Source organism: Mycolicibacterium nivoides (genome assembly GCF_003855255.1).
Classification (GTDB): Bacteria; Actinomycetota; Actinomycetes; order Mycobacteriales; family Mycobacteriaceae; genus Mycobacterium; species Mycobacterium nivoides.
Map to the genome: position 1 here is coordinate 1,961,743 of NZ_CP034072.1, position 19,900 is coordinate 1,981,642.

Annotated in this window: 16 protein-coding genes; 8 read left to right on the forward strand and 8 right to left on the reverse strand. The window is 67.4% G+C overall.

Translation table 11 applies throughout. From position 1 onward, the window contains the following. The first annotated feature begins 14 nt into the window (after window positions 1-14). From EH231_RS09370 to EH231_RS09390, 5 genes are all read left to right on the forward strand, one after another. Window positions 15-956 (forward strand): ABC transporter permease, encoded by a 942-nt coding sequence (locus EH231_RS09370; RefSeq protein WP_124714229.1) that lies wholly within the window; start codon window positions 15-17, stop codon window positions 954-956. Further along, the gene (locus EH231_RS09375; RefSeq protein ID WP_124712284.1) at window positions 953-1,834 is read left to right on the forward strand and encodes an ABC transporter permease; all 882 of its coding nucleotides are present in this window, start codon (window positions 953-955) and stop codon (window positions 1,832-1,834) included. The genes EH231_RS09370 and EH231_RS09375 overlap by 4 nt, the downstream gene beginning before the upstream one ends. Further along, on the forward strand, window positions 1,831-3,396 hold the full coding sequence (locus tag EH231_RS09380; protein WP_124712285.1) for an ABC transporter ATP-binding protein: 1,566 nt from the start codon (window positions 1,831-1,833) through the stop codon (window positions 3,394-3,396). The genes EH231_RS09375 and EH231_RS09380 overlap by 4 nt, the downstream gene beginning before the upstream one ends. Window positions 3,397-3,399: 3 nt before the next feature. Then, entirely contained in the window at window positions 3,400-4,140 is a 741-nt protein-coding gene (locus EH231_RS09385; protein WP_124712286.1) for an SDR family NAD(P)-dependent oxidoreductase, read from the forward strand. Between the two features lie 99 nt (window positions 4,141-4,239). Beyond that, the gene (locus EH231_RS09390) at window positions 4,240-4,479 is read left to right on the forward strand and encodes a DUF1918 domain-containing protein (RefSeq protein WP_090431420.1); all 240 of its coding nucleotides are present in this window, start codon (window positions 4,240-4,242) and stop codon (window positions 4,477-4,479) included. Window positions 4,480-4,600: 121 nt separating this feature from the next. Here the strand turns inward: EH231_RS09390 and EH231_RS09395 are convergent, their stop codons facing one another. The 4 genes from EH231_RS09395 to EH231_RS09410 are packed head-to-tail and all read right to left on the reverse strand — an operon-like array spanning window position 4,601 to window position 9,462. Next, window positions 4,601-6,133, reverse strand: coding sequence for a purine-cytosine permease family protein (locus EH231_RS09395; protein ID WP_124712287.1), 1,533 nt, complete (start codon window positions 6,131-6,133; stop codon window positions 4,601-4,603). A 7-nt stretch (window positions 6,134-6,140) separates the two neighbouring features. After that, window positions 6,141-6,818, reverse strand: a complete 678-nt coding sequence (locus tag EH231_RS09400; RefSeq protein ID WP_124712288.1) for a gamma-glutamyl-gamma-aminobutyrate hydrolase family protein — start codon at window positions 6,816-6,818, stop codon at window positions 6,141-6,143. Continuing rightward, a complete protein-coding gene (locus tag EH231_RS09405; RefSeq protein WP_090431427.1) occupies window positions 6,815-8,197 on the reverse strand; it encodes a glutamine synthetase family protein in 1,383 nt (460 codons plus the stop codon). The genes EH231_RS09400 and EH231_RS09405 overlap by 4 nt, the downstream gene beginning before the upstream one ends. Beyond that, window positions 8,194-9,462, reverse strand: a complete 1,269-nt coding sequence (locus EH231_RS09410; RefSeq protein ID WP_124712289.1) for a YlbE family protein — start codon at window positions 9,460-9,462, stop codon at window positions 8,194-8,196. The genes EH231_RS09405 and EH231_RS09410 overlap by 4 nt, the downstream gene beginning before the upstream one ends. 249 nt (window positions 9,463-9,711) lie before the next feature. Here EH231_RS09410 and EH231_RS09415 point away from each other — a divergent pair, with 249 nt between their 5' ends. Both EH231_RS09415 and EH231_RS09420 read left to right on the forward strand, forming a co-directional pair. Beyond that, window positions 9,712-10,758, forward strand: a complete 1,047-nt coding sequence (locus EH231_RS09415) for a LacI family DNA-binding transcriptional regulator (RefSeq protein ID WP_090431429.1) — start codon at window positions 9,712-9,714, stop codon at window positions 10,756-10,758. Next, window positions 10,755-11,396: a flavodoxin family protein gene (locus EH231_RS09420; RefSeq protein ID WP_090431431.1), complete on the forward strand. Its 642-nt coding sequence runs from the start codon at window positions 10,755-10,757 to the stop codon at window positions 11,394-11,396. The genes EH231_RS09415 and EH231_RS09420 overlap by 4 nt, the downstream gene beginning before the upstream one ends. A gap of 40 nt (window positions 11,397-11,436) precedes the next feature. On the opposite strand, the gene EH231_RS09425 is transcribed toward EH231_RS09420, so the two are convergent. Next, window positions 11,437-12,264, reverse strand: coding sequence for a universal stress protein (locus EH231_RS09425; protein WP_124712290.1), 828 nt, complete (start codon window positions 12,262-12,264; stop codon window positions 11,437-11,439). A gap of 156 nt (window positions 12,265-12,420) precedes the next feature. Between EH231_RS09425 and EH231_RS09430 the strand changes: the two genes are divergently transcribed. Continuing rightward, complete coding sequence (locus tag EH231_RS09430; RefSeq protein WP_234927200.1) at window positions 12,421-14,016, forward strand: adenylate/guanylate cyclase domain-containing protein; 1,596 nt, start codon at window positions 12,421-12,423, stop codon at window positions 14,014-14,016. A gap of 207 nt (window positions 14,017-14,223) precedes the next feature. Here the strand turns inward: EH231_RS09430 and EH231_RS34085 are convergent, their stop codons facing one another. The 3 genes from EH231_RS34085 to fmdA all read right to left on the reverse strand — a co-directional run bounded on the left by EH231_RS34085 (window position 14,224) and on the right by fmdA (window position 19,900). Next, window positions 14,224-16,845 carry a PLL family lectin gene (locus EH231_RS34085; protein WP_206429643.1) on the reverse strand — a complete coding sequence of 874 codons (2,622 nt, stop codon included), beginning with the start codon at window positions 16,843-16,845 and terminating at the stop codon, window positions 14,224-14,226. Window positions 16,846-16,956: 111 nt separating this feature from the next. Further along, window positions 16,957-18,528, reverse strand: coding sequence for a serine/threonine-protein kinase (locus EH231_RS09440; RefSeq protein ID WP_124712291.1), 1,572 nt, complete (start codon window positions 18,526-18,528; stop codon window positions 16,957-16,959). A gap of 115 nt (window positions 18,529-18,643) precedes the next feature. Continuing rightward, entirely contained in the window at window positions 18,644-19,900 is a 1,257-nt protein-coding gene (fmdA, locus tag EH231_RS09445; protein WP_090431437.1) for a formamidase, read from the reverse strand.

The following is a 19,900-nucleotide window of genomic DNA, read 5'->3' on the forward strand; positions in this document are numbered from 1 at the left end:
ACAAACATCCGATCATGGAGTTCCTGGCCCGGCGGCTGGTGTACTCGGCGGTGGTGCTCATCGGGGTCCTGATCGTGGTGTTCGCCCTGGTGCACCTGGTGCCGGGCGACCCGGTCCGTATCGCACTCGGCACCCGCTACACACCGCAGGCCTACGACGCTCTGCGTGCGGCCAGCGGCATGGACCGGCCCATCGTCGAGCAGTTCTTCTCCTACCTCGGCTCGGCACTGACCGGCGACCTCGGCGTCAGCTTCCGCAACGGCGACCCGGTCACCGTGACCCTGCTGGATCGGTTGCCGGCCACGTTGTCCCTCGGGGTGGTCGGCATCCTCATCGCGCTGGTGATCGCGCTGCCCGCCGGGATCTTCTCGGCGCTGAGGGAGGGCCGGGTCAGTGATGCGATCGTGCGGGTCGCCAGCCAGTTCGGGGTGTCGGTGCCGGATTTCTGGTTGGGCATCCTGCTGATCGGCGTGTTCGCCTCGACACTGGGCTGGCTGCCCACCTCGGGATACCGCCCGCTGCTGGGAGATCCGGGCGGCTGGCTGCGCCACATCGTCCTGCCCGGGCTGACGGTCGGCCTGGTGGCCGGCGCCATCATGACGCGCTACGTGCGCTCGGCGGTGCTGGAGGTGGCCGCCATGGGCTACGTCCGTACCGCGCGGTCGAAGGGCCTGGCGCCACCGGTGGTCACCTTCCGGCACATCGTGCGCAACGCGTTGCTGCCGGTGTTGACCATCACCGGGATCCAGCTGGCCACGATCCTGGGCGGGGTGATCGTGGTGGAAGTGGTGTTCGCCTGGCCGGGCCTGGGCCGGTTGGTGTTCAATTCGGTTGCCGCACGGGACTATCCGGTGATCCAGGGTGCGGTGTTGTTGATCGCCGTGTTGTTCCTGCTGATCAACCTGCTGGTGGACCTGCTGTATGCGATCGTCGACCCGAGGATCCGGCTGTCATGACCACCACCGAGGATTCCAGGGTCGCATCCTGGCGGTTGCTGTTGTCGAATCCGGTGACCGCGATCAGCGCCGCGGTGCTGATCGCGGTGCTGGTCGTCGCGGTGTCCGCATCGTGGATCGCCCCGTACGGCATCAACGACGTCGACGTGCCCAGCGCGCTGCAGGGCCCGGGTACCGCGCACTGGTTCGGCACCGATGAGCTCGGCCGCGACGTGTTCTCCCGCGTGCTGGTGGCCATCGCGGCCTCGCTTCGGGTCGCGGTGGTCTCCGTCGCGCTGGCCGCGGTGATCGGCGTGCTGGTCGGTGTGCTCGCCGGTTATCGGGGCGGCTGGATCGACACCGTGGTGATGCGCGTCGTCGACGTCATGTTCGCGTTCCCGGTGTTGCTGCTCGCGCTGGCGATCGTGGCGGTCCTCGGCCCCGGCATCACCACCACGATGCTGGCCATCGGGATCGTCTACATCCCGATCTTCGCGCGGGTCGCCCGGGCCTCGGCGCTGGGCGTGCGGGTGGAGCCGTTCGTCGCGGTGTCGCGGAGTATGGGCACCGGCGACGGCTACATCCTGATTCGGCACATCCTGCCGAACATCGCCGGGCCGTTGATCGTTCAGCTCTCGCTGTCGCTGGCGTTCGCGATCCTGGCCGAGGCCGCGCTGTCGTTTCTGGGGTTGGGCATCCAGCCACCGCAACCGTCGCTGGGCCGGATGATCTTCGACGCCCAGGGATTCGTCACGCTGGCCTGGTGGATGGCGGTGTTCCCGGGTGCGGCGATCTTCGTGATGGTGTTGGCGTTCAACCTGTTCGGTGACGGTCTCCGCGACGTGCTCGATCCGAAACAGCGGACCTCGATCGAGGCGAGAAGGGCGGGCCGCGGATGAATCAGCCGGTGCTGAAGGTCGATGACCTCCGGGTGACGATCGGTCGCCGCGAGATCGTGCGGGGTGTGTCGTTCGAGGTGCACCGTGAGCAGACCGTCGGCATCGTCGGCGAGTCCGGGTCCGGCAAGTCGATGACGGTGCTGTCCGCCACGGGGCTTTTGGACGCGCCGGGGGCGGTGGTCGCCGGGAGCAGCCTTCTGACCGGTGGCACCCAATTGGTCGGGGCCTCGGCCCGGGCTCTGCGGGCCGTGCACGGCAGCCGGATCGGGTTCGTCTTCCAGGATCCCGGGACGTCTCTGAACCCGCTGCTGACCCTGGAACGCCAGATCACCGAAACCCTTGAGACACACCGCAAGATGACACGGCGGCAGGCCCGGGTGCGGGCCGGTGAGCTGCTCGAGGCGGTCGGGCTCTCCCCTGATCGGCTCGATGCGTACCCACATCAACTGTCCGGCGGGCAGCGCCAGCGGGTGATGATCGCGATCGCCCTGGCCTGCGATCCGGAACTGCTCATCGCCGACGAACCGACGACCGCGCTCGATGTCACCACCCAGGCCCAGATCATCGACCTGGTGGCCGATCTGCAGCGGGATTTCGGTACCGCGGTGGTGTGGATCAGTCACGATCTCGGGGTCATCGGCCAGGTGGCCGACGAGGTGACCGTGCTGCGTGACGGCGAGGCCGTCGAGCAGGCGCCGATCCTGCAGGTGTTCGACCACCCGCAGCACTCCTATACCCGCGAGTTGCTGGCGGCCCGCCCGTTGCTCGACGGCGCGGGACCCGAACCCGCGCCGGCTGATGCACCGGTTCTGTTGCAGGCCAACGGTCTTGATGTTCGGTACGGCCCGGTGCATGCCGTCAAGGGCGTCTCGTTTCAGCTCCGGCGCGCGACAACGCTGGGGATCGTCGGCGAATCGGGCTCGGGCAAGTCGACGGTAGCCGCCGCGCTGACCGGGCTGGCCACACCATCGGCGGGCACCGCCACCCTGGACGGCGAAGACGTGCTCGCCGGCGGGCGTGCACTGCGCCGACGGATCAGCTTGGTGTTCCAGGATCCGTTCGCCTCGCTCGATCCGCGGGCCCGGGTCAGCGCCGCGATCGGTGAGCCGCTGCGCGTGCACCGGCTGGCCGCAGGGGGCCAGGCGCGCGCCGCGCGGGTGGCCGAGCTGCTCGAACTCGTCGGCCTGCCTGCCGATTTCGCGTCGCGCTATCCGCACGAGCTGTCCGGAGGTCAGCGTCAGCGCGTCAGCATCGCCCGGGCGCTGGCCACCGAACCCGATGTGCTCATCCTCGATGAGTCGACGGCGTCCCTGGATGTGTCGGTGCAGTCGCGAGTCCTGGACCTGTTGTCCGGGCTGCAGCGCGAGCTGGGGTTGACCTACCTGTTCATCGCCCACGACTTGGCAGTCGTGCACCGGATGTGTCACGACGTGCTGGTGATGCGGGCCGGTGAGGTGGTCGAATACGGCCCGGCCGCCGAGTTGTTCACCGCCCCCGAGCACTCCTACACCCGCACCCTGCTGGCCGCGGTTCCGCCCGCGAGGCCGCGTGAGAAGGTGTGAGCCATGACTGCTCTGAATGGAAAGGTCGCGTTGGTCACCGGTGCCTCATCGGGTCTCGGCGCGGCGGTCGCCCAACTGTTCGCCGCCCGCGGCGCCTCGGTGTTCGGTGTCGCCCGCGACGCCGAACGGATGGCGACGGTGTTCGAGGACGTGCCCGGCGGGGCCTACGCCTCGGTGGACATCTCTTCCTCGGATGCCTGCCGCGACGCGGTGGCGCAATGCGTCGAGAAGTTCGGCCGCCTCGACGCCTTGATCAATGTCGCCGGGTTCCACCAGATGCGCCACACCGCGTCGGTGACCGACGAGGACTGGGACAAGGATCTCGCCGTCAACCTCAACGGGCCGTTCTTCCTGTGCCGGGCGGCCCTGCCGCACTTGCTGGAGGCCGGCGGCAACATCGTCAATGTCGCGTCCATCGCCGGAATCGAGGGCGAGGTCTACTCGGCGGGATACTGCGCCGCCAAGCACGGCCTGGTCGGTCTCACCCGTGCCCTGGCCATCGAGTTCACCTCGGAGCGGCTGCGCGTCAACGCGGTGTGCCCGGGCGGCATGCTCACCCCGCAGACCACCGAGTTCGCCGCACCGGAGAACGCCGACTGGAATCTGATCATGAGGATCGCCGCGCCTCGCGGAATGATGGACGTGGCCGATGTCGCCAAGACCATCGCCTTCCTGGCCAGCGACGACGCCGCCGCCGTGCACGGCGCGGTCTACATCGTCGATGCCGGCAAGACAGCGGGATGAGCGCGGGCATTCCCGTGTGAATCTCCCCGCACGGTTCCTTCCGCGGCCCGACGCGCGCACGATAGGAGTGTCCGCCGGGTACGGCGAAGGGAGCGGACGATGAAAGCCCATGTCGGCGATTTCCTGGTAGTCAAAGGCACCACCACCGACCAGCACGAACAGCACGCCGAGATCCTCGAGGTGCGCACCGAGGACGGATCCCCACCGTTTGTGGTGCGCTGGCTGGTCACCGGCCACGAGGCGACGGTCTATCCCGGCCCCGACGCGGTCGTGGTGTCGGCCGCCGAGCACTCCCGAGCGGCCGAACGCGCGGCAGAGCGCCAGGGCCGCCGAGGCTGACCGCCCGGCACCACCGGGTCCGGCTGCGACCCGCGGTTGGCCACGTCCGGCCATCGAGAGCGCGCACGAGATCAGGCGGGCTACGCAACCGTGCGTAGCCCGCCCGATCGGTCCGCGGCGCTCAGCTGGGTTCGAGCGCCGCGGCGGGAGCGCCCTCGGCCGGAGGCTGCGCCAGGAGGGGTTCAGGCGCATAGACTTCCGGGCCGTCCGGCCAGAGCCGATGGATGATCGGGCAGCCGATCAGGGCCACCAGGCCTGAGGCGATCAGGCCACCGTCGATGCCTCCGATCCAGGGCGCCAACAGCCCGGTATAGGCGTCGTTCACCGAGAACAGCATGCCGACCAGCGCCGCGACGGACCACAGGGCGAGCGTTCGTGGATTCAATCCGCCCTTGTACCAGTAGATTCCGCCACGCAACCGACGGTTGAACACCTGCAGGTCGTCGACGTCGTAATACCCGCGTCGCTTCACGTGCCCGTAGACCACGATCACCACCCACGGGATGGAGAAGCACACCAGCAGCTGCAGATAGATCGACATGCCGCTCTCGATCTTGTCGTAGAAGTGCCCGACGTAGACCAGGACGGTCGCCAGCCCGCACGCCAACAGCGTGGCCTGGACGCGGTTGAACCGCGGGATGATGGCGCTGGTGTCCAGCCCGGTGCCGTAGGTGTTGATGACGGCTTGCGTGGTTCCCGAGGCCAGACCGAGGTAGAGCAGGGCCGGGATGTACCACAGCGGCACCACGTTGACGATGCCGAACACGAACGGTGTGCCGGCGTCGGCGAAGCCGGCGTTGAAAGCCGCCGCCGAGGTGAACGCACCCCACAGGAAGCAGACGCCCATTCCGAAGATGCCGCCGAGGAACAGGGTGAGCACGATGCGGCGGTCGGAGTACTTCGCCGGGGAGATATGGCGGGTCCAGTCGCCGGCATAGGCGGCGTACGACGACACCGTCGCCGCGCACAGCAGCGCCGACACCAGCCAGGTGCTCAGGTGCGAACCGAACGCGTAGTGTCCGGTGCCGGCGTACGACGCACTGAAATCGCGGCTGTAGACGAACAATCCGACGATCATGCACAGCCCGGCCGTCGGCAGGATGAACTTCAGCGAGGCCATCATGCTGTGGTGTCCGTAGACGGAGATGACGGTGACGATGATGCTCAGCACCGCATAGGCGATCAGCCGCACGACCTCGTTGTCGGGCATGTCGAAAAACCGGATCAGTGCCGATGCCAGTGCGTCGCCTCCGGTCCAGATCGAGATGGCCGCGAAGGCCAGACTGGCCGTGCCCTCGAGAATCGATCCGATCAATCGACCGGCCACCCCGAAGTACGCGCCGCTGGACACCGGATTGTTGGTACCCGAGTGCGGGCCCATCAGACCGGACAGGCCGAGGAACACCGCCCCGACCGCGGATCCGGCCATGATGGCGGTCGCAGCCGACCACCACCCCAGACCGAACGCGATCGGGTACCAGCCGATGATGAACAACCCGAACGTCATGCTGCCGCCGAGCAGCAGAATGTAGAGGTTTCTGGGCCGCGAGCGTCGTTCGCCCTCGGGGATGAAATCGATGCCATGTTGCTCCATGCGCGGGAGCGAAAGGCGGGACGCAGTGGCCAGGCCCTTGTCAAAGTCCTTGTCTACCATGCGGTTGTCACTTTCGGACGAGCCATTCGAATGGCTTGAGATGTGCTGGGTTTTCGGTGTAGATGAGCTCGGGGTGCCATTGGACCCCGAAGCAGTTCTCACCTTCGATTGCCTCGACGACACCGTCGGGGCTCCACGCAGTCGCCGTGAGCGATCCGGTGTCAGAAACTGCCTGGTGGTGTTGGGAATTCACCTCGATCAGGTTCGGGAACAACTCGCCTGCCAGTGATCCCGGCTTGATCTCGACGCCGTGCCGGATCGAGGCGTATCCCCCGTCGACGGTGTCGACCATGTGCTTGCGCACACCGTAGGCACGCAGATCCTGGTGCAACCGCCCGCCGTGGGCCACCGCGAGCATCTGTGCGCCGCGGCAGATTCCGAACGTCTTGATGCCACGCCGGATCGATCGTTCGAGGATCGCGAGTTCCACCTGATCTCGCTGCTCGTCGACACCCATGAGCGTGGCCCGGGTGGTTTCGCCGTAGCGGCGGGGATGGATATCCCCGCCGCTCAGCAGCAACAGCGCGTCGATCCGATCGGCCAGCCGCAGCGCCCGCGCGGGCTCGAGCGTCGCGGGGATCAGAACTGGTACACCTTCGGCCCGCACGACTGCGTCGATATGGGTCCGGTGGCTCGCCAGGAAGCCATCGGGACCGAGGCCACAGACAACGCCGACGACTGTCATAGTTCCAGCAGGTACCTTGCGCGTTCAGCGTCGGAGACCAACAGGTGGTCGGACTCCCACTCCTTGAGTTTCATCTCCGTGTACTCGCTGACGAACGCCGGTGAGAACGTCTTGTGCACCAAGGGATCCGCCTGGAAGGCCTCGACCGCCTCCAACAGCGTGCGGGGTAGTACCGGCGCATCGGAGTTGTGCGACGCCTGCTCGAGCGGTTTCCCCGGATCCAGGCCTTCCCGGATGCCTTCCAGGCCGGCGGCGATCATGAGCGCCGATGCGAAGTAGTAGTTCGCGGCGCTGTCCGCGGCCCGGTATTCGATGCACGCCCGGTTCTGCGGCAGCCGCACGGTGCACGAGCGGTTGTTCGATCCGTAGCTGACGCGCGTCGGAGCCCAGGAGATCTGGCCGTCGGCCAGCCGCGGTGTGAGCCTCCGATAGGAGTTGGTGGTGGGGTTGCCCAGCGCGGTGAACGCGGGCGCGTGTTTGAGGACGCCCGCGATGAACTGGTAGGTGGTCTGCGTCCACTCCCCCGCGGTGTCACCGAGCCGGAACGCATTGCGTCCGGTCTCAAGGTCCACCAGGCTCATGTTCAGGTGTGCACCCGATCCCCACATGCTGGCGTACGGCTTGGGCATGAAGCTTGCGAGCAGGCCGCATTCCTTGGCGATCTGCTTGACCGCGAAGCGGAACAGCGTCATCCGGTCGGCCATCTCCAGGACCGGGGCGTGGCCGATACTGAGCTCGTACTGCCCGTCACCGCCTTCGTGGCCGAACGCGTAGACACCGAAATCGAGCTCGCTGAGGTAGCCGACGAGCTTGTCGAGAAACTCCGAGGCATCCAGGGTCGCCTCGACGTCGTAGGCCGGTGAGGGCTTGAGCGATCCACTGCGCGCGACCGGAACCAGCCGGTCACGCTGCCCCTCGAGGGATTCCGGCCGGAACACGTAGAACTCGGGCTCCACACCCAGGTGCACCGAATAGCCCTGCGCGGCAGCCGCTTCGACCTGCCCACGCAGTGCGTTGCGCGGACACAGCGCGAAAGGTTCGCGGCCGCCATAACTCATGTCGGCGATCATCCATGCATACCGGCGATCCCACGGCAGGATCTTCAGAGTGCTCAGGTCCGGCACCCCGACCACCTCGTCCTCGGTGGGGTTCATGTTGCCGATACCGCCGAATCCGCGGGGCGTGTACCGCTCGGCGCCGGCGACCAGATCAGCGAAGTGCGTCATCGGGACGACTTTCGACTTGGGCCGGCCGAGGACGTCGATCCAGTTCGCCATGGCGTACTTGACACCTTGAGCACCAAGCTCTTTCGCAACACGCGAATGCTCGGGATCGAGGCTGTACAAGGTGTCGTTGCGTTCGAAGATGGTGTCGGTCATGCGTTTCTCTCCTTTGTGATGTGGATGAGGGCTTCGGCTGCGCGCAGGAATGGTTCCAGCGGGGCACGCGCGACCCCGCCGCCGATCTGTCCGCCTCCGGCACCGGCGATACCGATGTCGAGGTAGGGGGTGATGCCGGTCGCGGCGATGCGCCGCACGTCGAATCCGACGGGGGTGCCCCGGTAGTCCAGGGCGGGGATGCGCAGGTCGGGATGTTCGCCCGCACAGATGTCGTACATCTCGACCGTGCGCGCGATCATGGTCGCGGCGTTGCCTCCGCTGGAACGTTGCAGTGGCAGGGCGGCGGCCTGCGCCACGCCGCCGAGTCCGACGACCTCGGTGATGACGCTCTCGCCACCCATGAACTCCATGTCCTTCTCGGTGAATCCCGGGTACAGCCGCGCAGCCTCGAAAGTCGGCAGCGGACCGCAGAACCAGCGGTCCCCGAGGCCGGCCACTTGGACACCGAACTCCTTGCAGGAGAAAGCCATCGATGTGACCAGGCTGCTGGCGCCGCTGCCTCGCATGGCATCCGCCATCACCTTCGCCGCGGCCATCGCCAGACGCAGGAAGAAGTAGTCACCGCCGGAGAGGTAATCGGCCAGCACCCGGGCGTCCTCCGCATCGGCCGCGGTGATCGCCGTCAGAAGCGCGCGGGTGAACAGCGTCGTCGCCGCGGTATTGCGGCTGTGCAGCTCGTCGCCCATGGTCAACGCCCGCTGGATGATCGGCTTGAGCAGGACGCCGCCGTGCGCCCGTACCACCCGGTCCAGCGCTGGGCCCACGTGGTCACGCAGGAAGTCCAGGTTGATGCGGGTGTCGTCGCTGTAGGTGCCGTAGTTGAGCCGGTCGGCGGTGTCACCCTCGTACAGCGTGCAGTACGCGCGGTTGCCGGTGCCGGCATCCTCGACGACAAGGACCGGCATCGACGCGGTGGTCACGCCGGCCAGTGAGCCCACCACACCCAGCGTTTGGCAGCCGGCGACGACGACCTCGCCGCGTTCAAACGCCCGTTCGGCGCCGGCGCGGTCGGTGGCGAAACCCTCGTAGATCGCAGCACCGAGCAGGCCGTCACGCTGGCCACCGGTGTAGGCGGCGAAGGGCAGGGTCGGACCCGAAGTCAGGATGAGATCGCGCCGCATCCCGGCGACCTCCTCGATCGCGGGACGAACTCCCGTCAGCCGCGGTTCGGCGGTGAACAGGTTCTCCAACGCCGCGGCGTTTGCGTCCGTGGTGGTCACCGATGGGTGAGCGGTCTGGCTCATGCGGTCGTCCCTTCTCTGGATCCGGCGGAACAGCTGGTGTGCAAAAACCTTTTGGCATATGTTGGGCACAACGAGCTGAACAAACGGATCTTCTGAGCTTGCTGCCCGACATGAGCGGAAGTTCCGTTTGACAAAACGTTTTGGCTTATGCTGGTATGGAACCGTAGCGCAGTGGCTCGCGACGGGTCAAGGGTCAAATGTGATCGCAAGCACAACAAGGTCAACCGACCGGGAGATGGAGCAGCGCAAGTGGCAAACATCAAGGACGTGGCGCGCTACGCCAACGTGTCCCCAACGACGGTGTCGCACGTCCTCAACGGCCGCGGTCGCGTCGCACCGGAGACCAGGGACCGGGTGCTCGAGGTCGCCCAGCGGCTCGGCTACACGGCCAGCGCCCATGCCCAGCAACTTGTCACGCGCCGCAGCAGGATCATCGCGATCCAGATGCCCGACCTCGACGCGAACGGGCGGGGTACCGCACTGGTGCCCAAGTCCGAGTCGGAGTACTTCCTCGAATTGATCAACGGGGCCGCCGCCGCGGCCACCGACGCGAAGTACGCGCTCATCGTCGTGTCACCCGGGGTGGACGCATCGTCGATGCGAAGCTTCGGTGTCGACGGCATGATCATCGTCGACCCCAAGGGCTCCGAACAGTTCCTGCAGTCGTCCTTCGCCGACCAGTACCCGGTGGTCACCACCGGTGAACCGGTCGTCGCGGCGGGCCGGCCCTGCTTCGTCGTCGACAACGATCACGAGGCGGCCGCCCGTGAAATCTTCGATCACTTTGCCGCCCAGGGACGTTCGCAACCCGCCATCATCACCGACACCACGTCGCGGTCCTACATCCGCGATATTCAGCACGCCTACGGGGAATGGTGCAACGCCAACAACGTCCGGCCGGCGTCGGTCGCGGTGGCCGAGGCGTCACCGACCGAAATGGGTAAGGCGCTGGCATCTCTGCGCAACGGGCCCTCCCCCGCCGACGCCATCTACACGAGCTCCGACGAGTGCGCCATCGCGCTACTGGACGCGGCCCGCGAAGCGGGGGTGTCGGTGCCGGGCGAGCTGGCGTTGGCCAGCGCCGTCGACAGCTCGATCCTACGAGTCACCAATCCTCCGGTGACCGGAGTCTTCCTGCACCCCAGGGACATCGGGGCGCGGGCAGTGGAAAGCCTGACCGATCTGATCGCACGAAAGGACCCCGACTGCCAACTGCCACCGTTGGACAGCACACGAACCCTGATCCCGACGCGTGTGGTGGTGCGCGCGTCCACAGCCATGGAAGCGAGTCGATGAAAGTTCTGGTGATCAGCGCGAGCCCGCGCGAGGACGGCAACTCCCACCTGCTGGCCGAATCCGCCTGCGCCGGTGCGGAATCAGTGGGCCACGAAGTGGAGCATGTGTTCCTCGACCAATACGTGGACCGCATGTTGGACAACTGCAGAAGCTGCCGAACGGCAGCCGGCTTCTGCTCGCTCGCCGACCGTTACGAATCGCTCCTCCTAGACAAGATGCTGCCTGCCGACGGCATCATCTATGCGATGCCCCTGTACTTCTACGGCATGCCGGCACGGCTCAAGACGGTCTTCGACCGGCTGTTCTGCTATACCGCCAACAGTGCGCCGCAACAGGAGCAGGTGGTCGGAGGCATCACCGACAAGACCGTCGGCGTGCTGATCTCCTGCGAAGAGAGCTACGTCGGGGCCACGGCGGGAGTCATCGCCCAATTCCAGGAGCTGACAAGGTATCTCGACCAGAGCCTGGCCGGAGTGGTGGTGGGCAATGCCAACAGCCGCGGAGAGATCGCATGCGACCCGACCGATCCCCTGTCCCGCGCGCGGGATCTGGGTGCGCGACTGTTCGACATCAGAGTCACCGACTACCGGCTGACCACTGTGCGGTCGAACAAGGTGTGGGATCCAGTGGGTTGCTGAACTATCGGGACGGTGACCCCCGGTGCCGCCGGGTGAGCCGCTAGCCGCCCGGCACCACCAGGACCGGCCGGTACGTGCGCTGCAGTGTCGCGGCAGCCACACTGCCGAGCAGCACCTTCTTCAGCGCCGACCGGCCGCGCGAGCCCACCACCACAACCCCGGCCCGTTGATCTTCGGCGAAGGCGACCAGCGCATCAGCGGTGGCACCGGCACCGGACCCGCGGAACCTCGGCACGCGATGTGCCGGCTGGTCTGCGGCAACGTCGACCGCACTGCCGTCATCCACCCCGACAGTGACCACCTCGCGGGTCGGGAACAGGGTGTGGGCCGCGCTCAGCGCCCGCTCCGCACCGGCTGAGCCGTCCACACCGACCACGACGGGCCCATCGGCCAACGCGTCGTATTCAGCCGAGATCATGTTCTGGGACACCACGAGCACCGCGCGGGCCGCATGGTGCACCACGAGGTCCGAGACACTGCCCAGCTTCGAGTCGCTCGCACCGAGCCCTCGGGCGCCGACGATCAACACATCGGGTCCGAGTTGTTCGGCCACCTGCGCCAACCCCAGGCCCTCTCCCGCCCAGGTGCGCTTGACCAGCGGCTCGGGATTCCAGCCTGCGGCCCGCGCCAGGGTGACACCGGTATCGACCAGCCGGGCGGCCTCACCGTCGCTTTCCCGGTCGACCAGATCGATCAGCTCGTCGACGTTGCGCGCCGAGTGGCGCAACCGGGCGCGCAACCCCTTGCTGCCGAACGGCGGTGTGCACAGATAGACGACCACGGCATCGGCGGCTGGGAACAATGCGGCACCACTTCTGATCGCCGCATTGGCCGCGAGCGACCCGTCATAACCGAGCACTACCTTCATGCGTGTCCCCTTGCTCCGTTCGTGCGTCCGATTCCAGACTAAAGGGCCGCTCGCAGTACCCATCAGGGGTTCGCGCCGACGGCTCACGGCGCCGAGCAGGAAACAGGTAGCGCGCTACCCTATCGAGCGCCCTGCTTATGCGCGCAAGCTCTGCTCATGGACGCCACCGTCAACGGCTTGGCACACCTCGACACACCCGTCGCAGTCGCCCCCGCAACCGGCACCCCCAATGCCGGGGCCGAACTTCGTGATCAGACGTTCAAACGTTGGGTGTGGGGTGCGGCCGTGGTCAGCGCGGGTGGCGGAGGGATCGTCGGCGCCTTTCTGGCCTTCGCGGCCCCCATCGTGTTGACCCCAGCCGATACCCATCGCCTGCTGATCCGGGGCGGCACGGTGCTGATCGTGTTTCTGGCGGTCGCGGTTCCGGTGATGCTGCGGGTGCGGCGACACCGGTTCGCGGCCAGCACGGCCTGGCTCACCGAGGGCCGCCCACCGACCGCGGAGGAACAGCGGATGACCCTGGGCGCCCCAGGTGAGGCGGTGCGGTTGTCGGCAGCGGTGTGGGGCGTCGGTGCGGTGATCTTCGGGTCACTGGCACTGAGCCAGCAGGTGTCCACGGCGGTGTACATCTTCAGCGTGGTGGCGCTGGGTGGCATTTCGACGAGCGCGGTCTGGTACCTCATCGTCGAACGGGTCATGCGGCCGGTGGCGGCCCGGGCTCTCGGCGGCGTAACTCCCGACCGGCGATTCAGACCGACGATCGGGCGCAGGCTGGTGACGGCATGGCTGCTGGCCACGGGGGTTCCGCTGTTCGGCATCGCGGTGCTCGCGGTCGGTTATCTGGCCGATGTCGGCTTCCGGGCCCAACGCACCTTCGCGGCGATCCTGATCCTGGTGACGGTGGCGATCGTGGTGGGGTTGTTCGCGATCCTGATCGCCATCCGGTCGGTCACCGAACGGGTCACCGCGCTGCGCCGGGCCCTGGCCCAGGTGCAGGCGGGTGACTTCAGCGCCCGGGTCGAGGTCGACGACGCCAGCGAGATCGGACTGCTACAAGCCGGTTTCAACACGATGACAGCCGGCCTGGCCGAACGTGAGCGAATCCGCGACACCTTCGGCACCTATGTGGATCGGGATGTCGCCGAACACATCCTGTGTGCCGCCGGATCGTTGGAAGCCCAGGAGCTGGAGGTCACGCTGATGTTCGTCGACGTCCGCGGATTCACCACGCTCGCCGAGCGGTTACGGCCCACCGAGGTGGTCACCACACTGAACCGGTTGTTCGAACGGATCGTCCCGATCGTGCACGACCACGGTGGCCACGTCGACAAGTACGCGGGCGACGGCCTGATGGCGGTCTTCGGGGCACCCCGGCGCAAGGACCGTCACGCCGATGACGCACTGGGTGCCGCACTGCAGATCGCCGACGCGGTGCACGATGAGTTCAGCGGTACCCTCACGGTAGGGGTCGGCCTGAACTCCGGACCTGTGGTGGCCGGAAATGTCGGTGGCGCAGGGCGTTTGGAGTTCTCGGTGATCGGCGATGCGGTGAACGTCGCGGCGCGGGTCGAGACCGCGACCCGCCAGACCGGCGACACCGTGCTGCTCACCGGCGCCACGTTGAGTCAACTCACCGGGGACCGCGGCGATTTCGAGCCAAGGCCCGGCCTGGCCCTCAAGGGTAAGACGAATCCGGTCGCGGTGTACGCCCCTGTTCCGGCAAAAGCCCGCTTTGTGAAAGCGGCCTCCTGACGAGAAGATCCCGCCCCAGCGATACCCGCCGGGGCGGGACCGGATCCGCGCAGCGACGAGTCAGATCACCGTGCGGCGAACCCGTAGGTAGAGCTCGTGCAATCCTGCGATGGTGATGTTCGTGTCCTTGTCTACTTGATGGCCGCGTAACCGGCTACCCCGATTCACAAACGCCCGTTCGTGATTGAGGTAGCCGGCACGTCGCGGTCACACCGCGGGCACGAGCAGGTCGGCGAACTTCGTCACCGCCTCGTCGTAGCGGACATTGTGGCCTTGCACCACTGCGGCTTCCAGTACCGGCACCCGTACGTCCTGCCCCCGGCGCGGAGACGGAACACCCGGAGTGGACTCATAGTTGAAGACGATCACGTCGAGGTACACCGGTTTGCGAAGACGCTTGCCGCTCAACAGTTTCTGCAGCGCCTCGGAGATCGCCGGGTATGGGGTGAACTCAGGGTTCTGCAGCCAGTCGGCCAGATCACTAGCCGGCACGCTGAAATCGACACCCAGCGCGTCAAGACGATCCACCACCGCTTCCGGGGCCGGACCTGCCGGCGGAACGGCGGCGACACCCGGCGGTGTCACCGCGAACGGTTGATGGTTCCATCCCTGATCCGGTGCGGCATCCCACCACTGGGTCCCGATCGCACCGTCGGGCCGCACCCAGAACACGTCCAGGTGCAACGGGAGCCGTCCGACGGAGGCGAGCGCCGACCCGGGCGCCGCCGACCCGGCGGGGGCAATCGCGAACGGGGCGTGGTCAGCCCAGCTGTGTCCGACCGCCGCATGCCACCACTGTGTTCCGATGGATCCGTCGGGCGCGACCCAGAACACGTCCAGATTGTTCGGGGTGCGAGAGGTTGCGGTGATGCCGCCGCCGGCCGCCACCGCCCCCGGTGCCGTGATGGTGAACCAGCCGTGGTCCGCCCAGCTTGCGCCCGGGGCGCCGAACCACCAGTTGGAGGCGACCGCGCCGTCGGGGGTCACCCAGTACACGTCGAGGTTGTCCGGCGTGCGGGCCACGACGGTCAGCGCTGACCCGGGCCGCGCGGATCCGGCGGGCGCGAGTCTGAATGACCCGTGATCGGCCCAGCTCGTTCCCGGGGCCGCAGTCCACCAATTCGATCCGACCCCACCGTCTCTGGTCACCCAGAACACATCGAGATGATCGGGCATGCGCGCCACGACGGCGACCGCCGAACCTTTCTCCGCCGAACCCGGCGGCGCGACGTTGAACGCTCCGTGGTCAGCCCAACCCGCTCCGGGCGCGGCCGCCCACCATTGGCTGGCGACGGCGCCGTCGGGCCGCACCCAGAACACGTCGAGGTTGTCGGAGGTCCGCGCGACCGCCGCGATCGGCGCTCCGGGACTCGCCGAGCCGGCCGGTGCGATCGGGAACGCGCCACCGTGCTCGGTCCATCCGCCGTCGGGTGCCGCCGCCCACCACTGCGTCATGACCGATCCGTCGGCCGCGACCCAGAACACATCGAGATTGCCCGGCGTGCGGGCGACCGTGGTGACCGCCGCACCGGGCGCGACCGCTCCGGGCGCCACGACATCAATCGGAGTGTGATCGCCCCAGCTGTCTCCCGCCGCACCGGTCCACCACTGCGATCCGATCGCCTTGCTGGTGTTCGCCCAGAACAATTCCAGGCTGAACGGCTCCCGCGAAACGACATTCAGAGCCGAGGACGCGGTGGCCCGCAGATTCGCCCGGGCTTCGTCGGGCGGCAGATGGTTGATGACGTCGTTCCAGATGTAGCGGTAGTACGGGTTCTCCTGGTCGGCCTCTTTGTACCGGGAGCTGAGTCCGGTTCCGCCGAACCACTGATCGACGATCGCACCCTGTTGTTCGGCGTTGAACTCTGACCAGCCCCGCCCTGGCGGGCCGTACTGATACACGTTGTCGCCCAGGATGAAATTCGCCTGATTCACCATGCCGCTGCACATCAGGCCCGGCAGCGAACCGGTATGCGCGATCTGCCAGGCGTGGGTGAGTTCGTGAATGAGGAGCTGACCCGGCCGGGGATAGGCATCGCCACCGGTACCCAGCGGATTGTCGAAGGCCCGGCCGATGTTGAGGTACGTCTTGCCGTCAACGCCCGGAGCGGTGAAGGCGCGATCGCCGAGTCCGGCGAGATTGGTGATGATCACGTCCTGGTACGGCAGTGAGTTGCCGAAAACTTGTCGGGCAAAAGCGATTTCGGTGGAGTTGAGCGGCCGGAACTTGATCAGCGCGTTCGTGACGGCGCCGATTGCCACCCCCGCCACCACGCCGAGGATGAGTGCGGTGCCGATCCCCGCACCCGCCACAGCCGACACCGCGAACACCACGACTCCCCCGATGACCCCGAGCGTGCCGCCGGGCCCCAGGGTGGCGCCCATCCAGTCGATCGCCTCGCGGGTGGCTCCGATCACCACGCCCAGTGCACCGCCCACGGCACCGGCAGCCACATCGAGGATGTCGCCGACCAGTTCGGTGAGCGTGCCGACGACCCCGCCCCACTTGTATTCCTTGGCGACGCCGTATGTGGCCTGGTTGTCCAGTTTGGACCAGTAGAGCGCCAGTAGCGGGCTGTGGCCGTTCTCCTCGTGATTCCAGCTGTCGACGCCGGAGACGTGTCCGCTCTTGATGAACGCCATCGTCGGGAATCCCGGGGCCGTCAGGTAGGCGCGCAGATTGAAATCGAAGTCGCCGAGGATGCTGCTGCTGTGCATATGGAACTTCACGTGGTAGTCGCCGTTGTCGCTGACGTCGACATCGACCCATCCACCCAACGGCGTTCCGGACGGTGTGGTGACGACTCCGTGGAAGGTACGAGTTGCCATGTGCGCGAACCCCTTCGCCTGTGTGATTGCTGACCTGCACAATCGTTCAGGGGGGCAGCCGCGGTCGGTAGCGTAGCGCGCTACTCGAATCCCGGCGTCAAGCGTTGCTTTTCAGCGCTCGCCGTACTCCAGTGGCGGTTCCGACGAATCGACCTTGCCGTAGCTGCTGATGGTGAGACCGTCGGGTCCCACCTCATAGCGCGCACCGTCGGCAGGGTTGACGGCCACGAAGCCGTTGCCGGACCGCTCGGCGGTGGGGATCTGGAGGTTGGCGCCGTCGCTGAGCCGCTCACCGCGGTAGGAGAAGCTGTCGGAGCCGGTCTGGCAGATCACCGCCAGTGAGGACGCGGTCCGGATCACGGCGGCCGGGGTGCTGCCCGCGGGGCACCGCGCGGTGTGGTTGACGAAGCCCTGGTCGTCGGTGCCGTTCACGTTGGCCGTCGCCGACCCTGCCGTGGTCGTGGTCGTCGTCGGCGCCTCGGATATCGCGCTCGGCGGGGTCGGCGCGGTCAACGTCTCATGGGTGGAGGCGCCGTCGCCACCGCTGGCCAGGACCGCGGCCAGCACAGCGGCGATTCCGAACAGGCCCACCGACACCAGGATCAAGGTGAGCTGGGCCCGGCTGAACCGCGGTTTGCGCGCCGGAGCCTGCGGTGCCTGTGGCGGGGGCGGTGGGTACGGCGTGTAGCCGGTGTGGTTCGGGTTGGGGTAGATCGACGAGAACTCTCGGGTGCCCGGTGACGGCGACTGAGGCTGAGGCTGCGGTTGCGGAGTGAGCCGCGGCGGGGCGGGCGCGGGCGCCGGAGTGGGTGGCAGCACCGGCGGGGGCGGTGCGGGAGCCGCACCGGAGCCGGCCGCGTCGCGGGCGGCCTTGGCCAGTTCACCGGCGCTGGGATAGCGGTCGACGGCGTCCTTGGCCATGCCCTTGGCCACGACGTCGTCGAATGCGCGCGGGATGCCGCGGCGCATGATGCTCGGCCGGGGTGCCGGGGAGAACATGTGGGCGCTCATCAGCTGGCGCAGGTCGCCCGTCTCGAACGGTGGCCGGCCGATCAGCATCTCGTAGAGCAGGCATGTCAGGGCGTACACATCGGCGGCCGGTCCGACCGGGCCGCCGGAGAACCGCTCCGGTGCCATGTAGGCGCTCGACCCGATCAGCACGCCCGTCATCGTGACGCTGGCCTCGCCCCCGACGTGGGCGATGCCGAAGTCCACCAGGTAGGCGAAGTCGTCGGAGGTGAGCAGGACGTTCTCGGGCTTGATGTCGCGGTGCACCAGGCCGTCGGCATGGGCGGCGTCCAGCGCCGCGGCCACCTGCGTGACGATCGCGGTGGCCCGCGCCGGGGTCAGAGGGCCGTTGGTCCGCAGCAGCTCCTTGACGCTGGCGCCCTCGACCAGCCGCATGTCGATGTACAGCACACCGTCGATCTCGCCGAAATCGTGCACCGGGATCACGTGCGGTTCCTGCAGCCGCGCCGCCACCCGGGACTCACGCCGGAACCGCTCCTGGAAGTTCGTGTCCGCGGCGATCTCGGTGCGCAGCAGTTTGACCGCCACCATGCGTTCCTTGACCGTGTCGTAGGCGCGGTACACCTCGCCCATTCCACCGACACCGATCAGCGATTTCAGCTCGTAGGGTCCGAACCGGGTGCCTAGGCGCGAGGCACCAGGGGGCGGGGTCATTGCGCGATCCTTTCCGGTTGCACCATGCCCCCGGGGTGGGGCGGGCACACGGTCGTCTCGGAGACGAGGATAGTTCGACCGTGGCCCGGCCCGCCGTGAGCGGTGTCCGGAGTCGTCAGTTGAACGACGAGTGCGGGGCCCCCATACCCGGATCGATCTGCACGGGCCCGGTGGCCGACGGCGCGACCGGGAAATCGAAGATCGCCGTCGGGATGTACACCGTCGCACAGGCATTCGGGATGTCGACGACACCGGACAGGCGGCCCTCGATGGGTGCGGCGCCCAGTAGCAGGTACGCCTGCTCGGGGCTGTAGCCGAACTTGGTCAGGTAGTCGATCGCGTGCAGGCAGGCCCGCTGGTAGGACAGGTGCGAGTCCAGGTAACGCTGCTCACCTTCGAGGGTGACCGAGGTGCCGGAGAAGGCCAGCCACTCGGAGTACTGGGGATCGGTGTTGCCGGGCATGAATATGGCGTTCTCGCTCACACCGTAGGTCTCCATACCGCCCGGGATAACGTCGACGCGCAGGTCGATGAAGCCGCCCATCTCGATGGCGCCGCAGAAGGTGATCTCGCCGTCGCCCTGGGAGAAGTGCAGGTCGCCGACCGAGAGGTTCGCCCCGTCGACGAACACCGGGTAGAACACCCGGCTGCCCTTGGTGAGGTTCTTGATGTCCTGGTTGCCGCCGTTCTCCCGCGGCGGCGCGGTGCGGGCCGCTTCCGCGGCGGCTTTGGTGAAGGCATCCCCGGTGAGTCCGCCGAGGATCGCGTCGCGCGGTTCGGGCGGCAGGGCCAGCGGCGGTACCCGATCGGGGTCGGTCGCGATCAGTGCGGCCTCGCGGGTGTTCCACTTCGCCAGCAGCCCGGTCGAAGGCGCGGTCCCCATCAGCCCCGGGTGCACGATGCCGGTGAACTCCACGTGCGGTACGTGCCGTGAGGTGGCCTTTTGACCCGAGAAGTCCCAGATCGCCTTGTAGGCGTCGGGGAACTGATCGGTGAGGAAGCCGCCGCCGTTGAGCTTGGGGAAGATGCCGGTGTAGCCCCAGCCCTGGCCGGCCAGCGGCCCGGAATCCTCCTGCGGGATGGGTCCGACGTCGAGGATGTCCACGATGAGCAGATCGCCCGGCTTGGCGCCCTCGACGGCGATCGGGCCGGAGAGCACGTGCACCGTCGTCAGCGGTGCGTTGAGGATGTCGTCGGCCGAATCGTCGTTGACGATGGCACCGTCGAACCATTCGCGACAGTGCACCCGGAACGAGTCGCCCTGCTTGACCGTCACCGCGGCCGGGATGTCAGGGTGCCACCGGTTGTGGCCCAGCTTCTCCTGATCGGTGAACTTCTTGGTCGAGTCGAGCGGGAATACGACGTCAGGCAT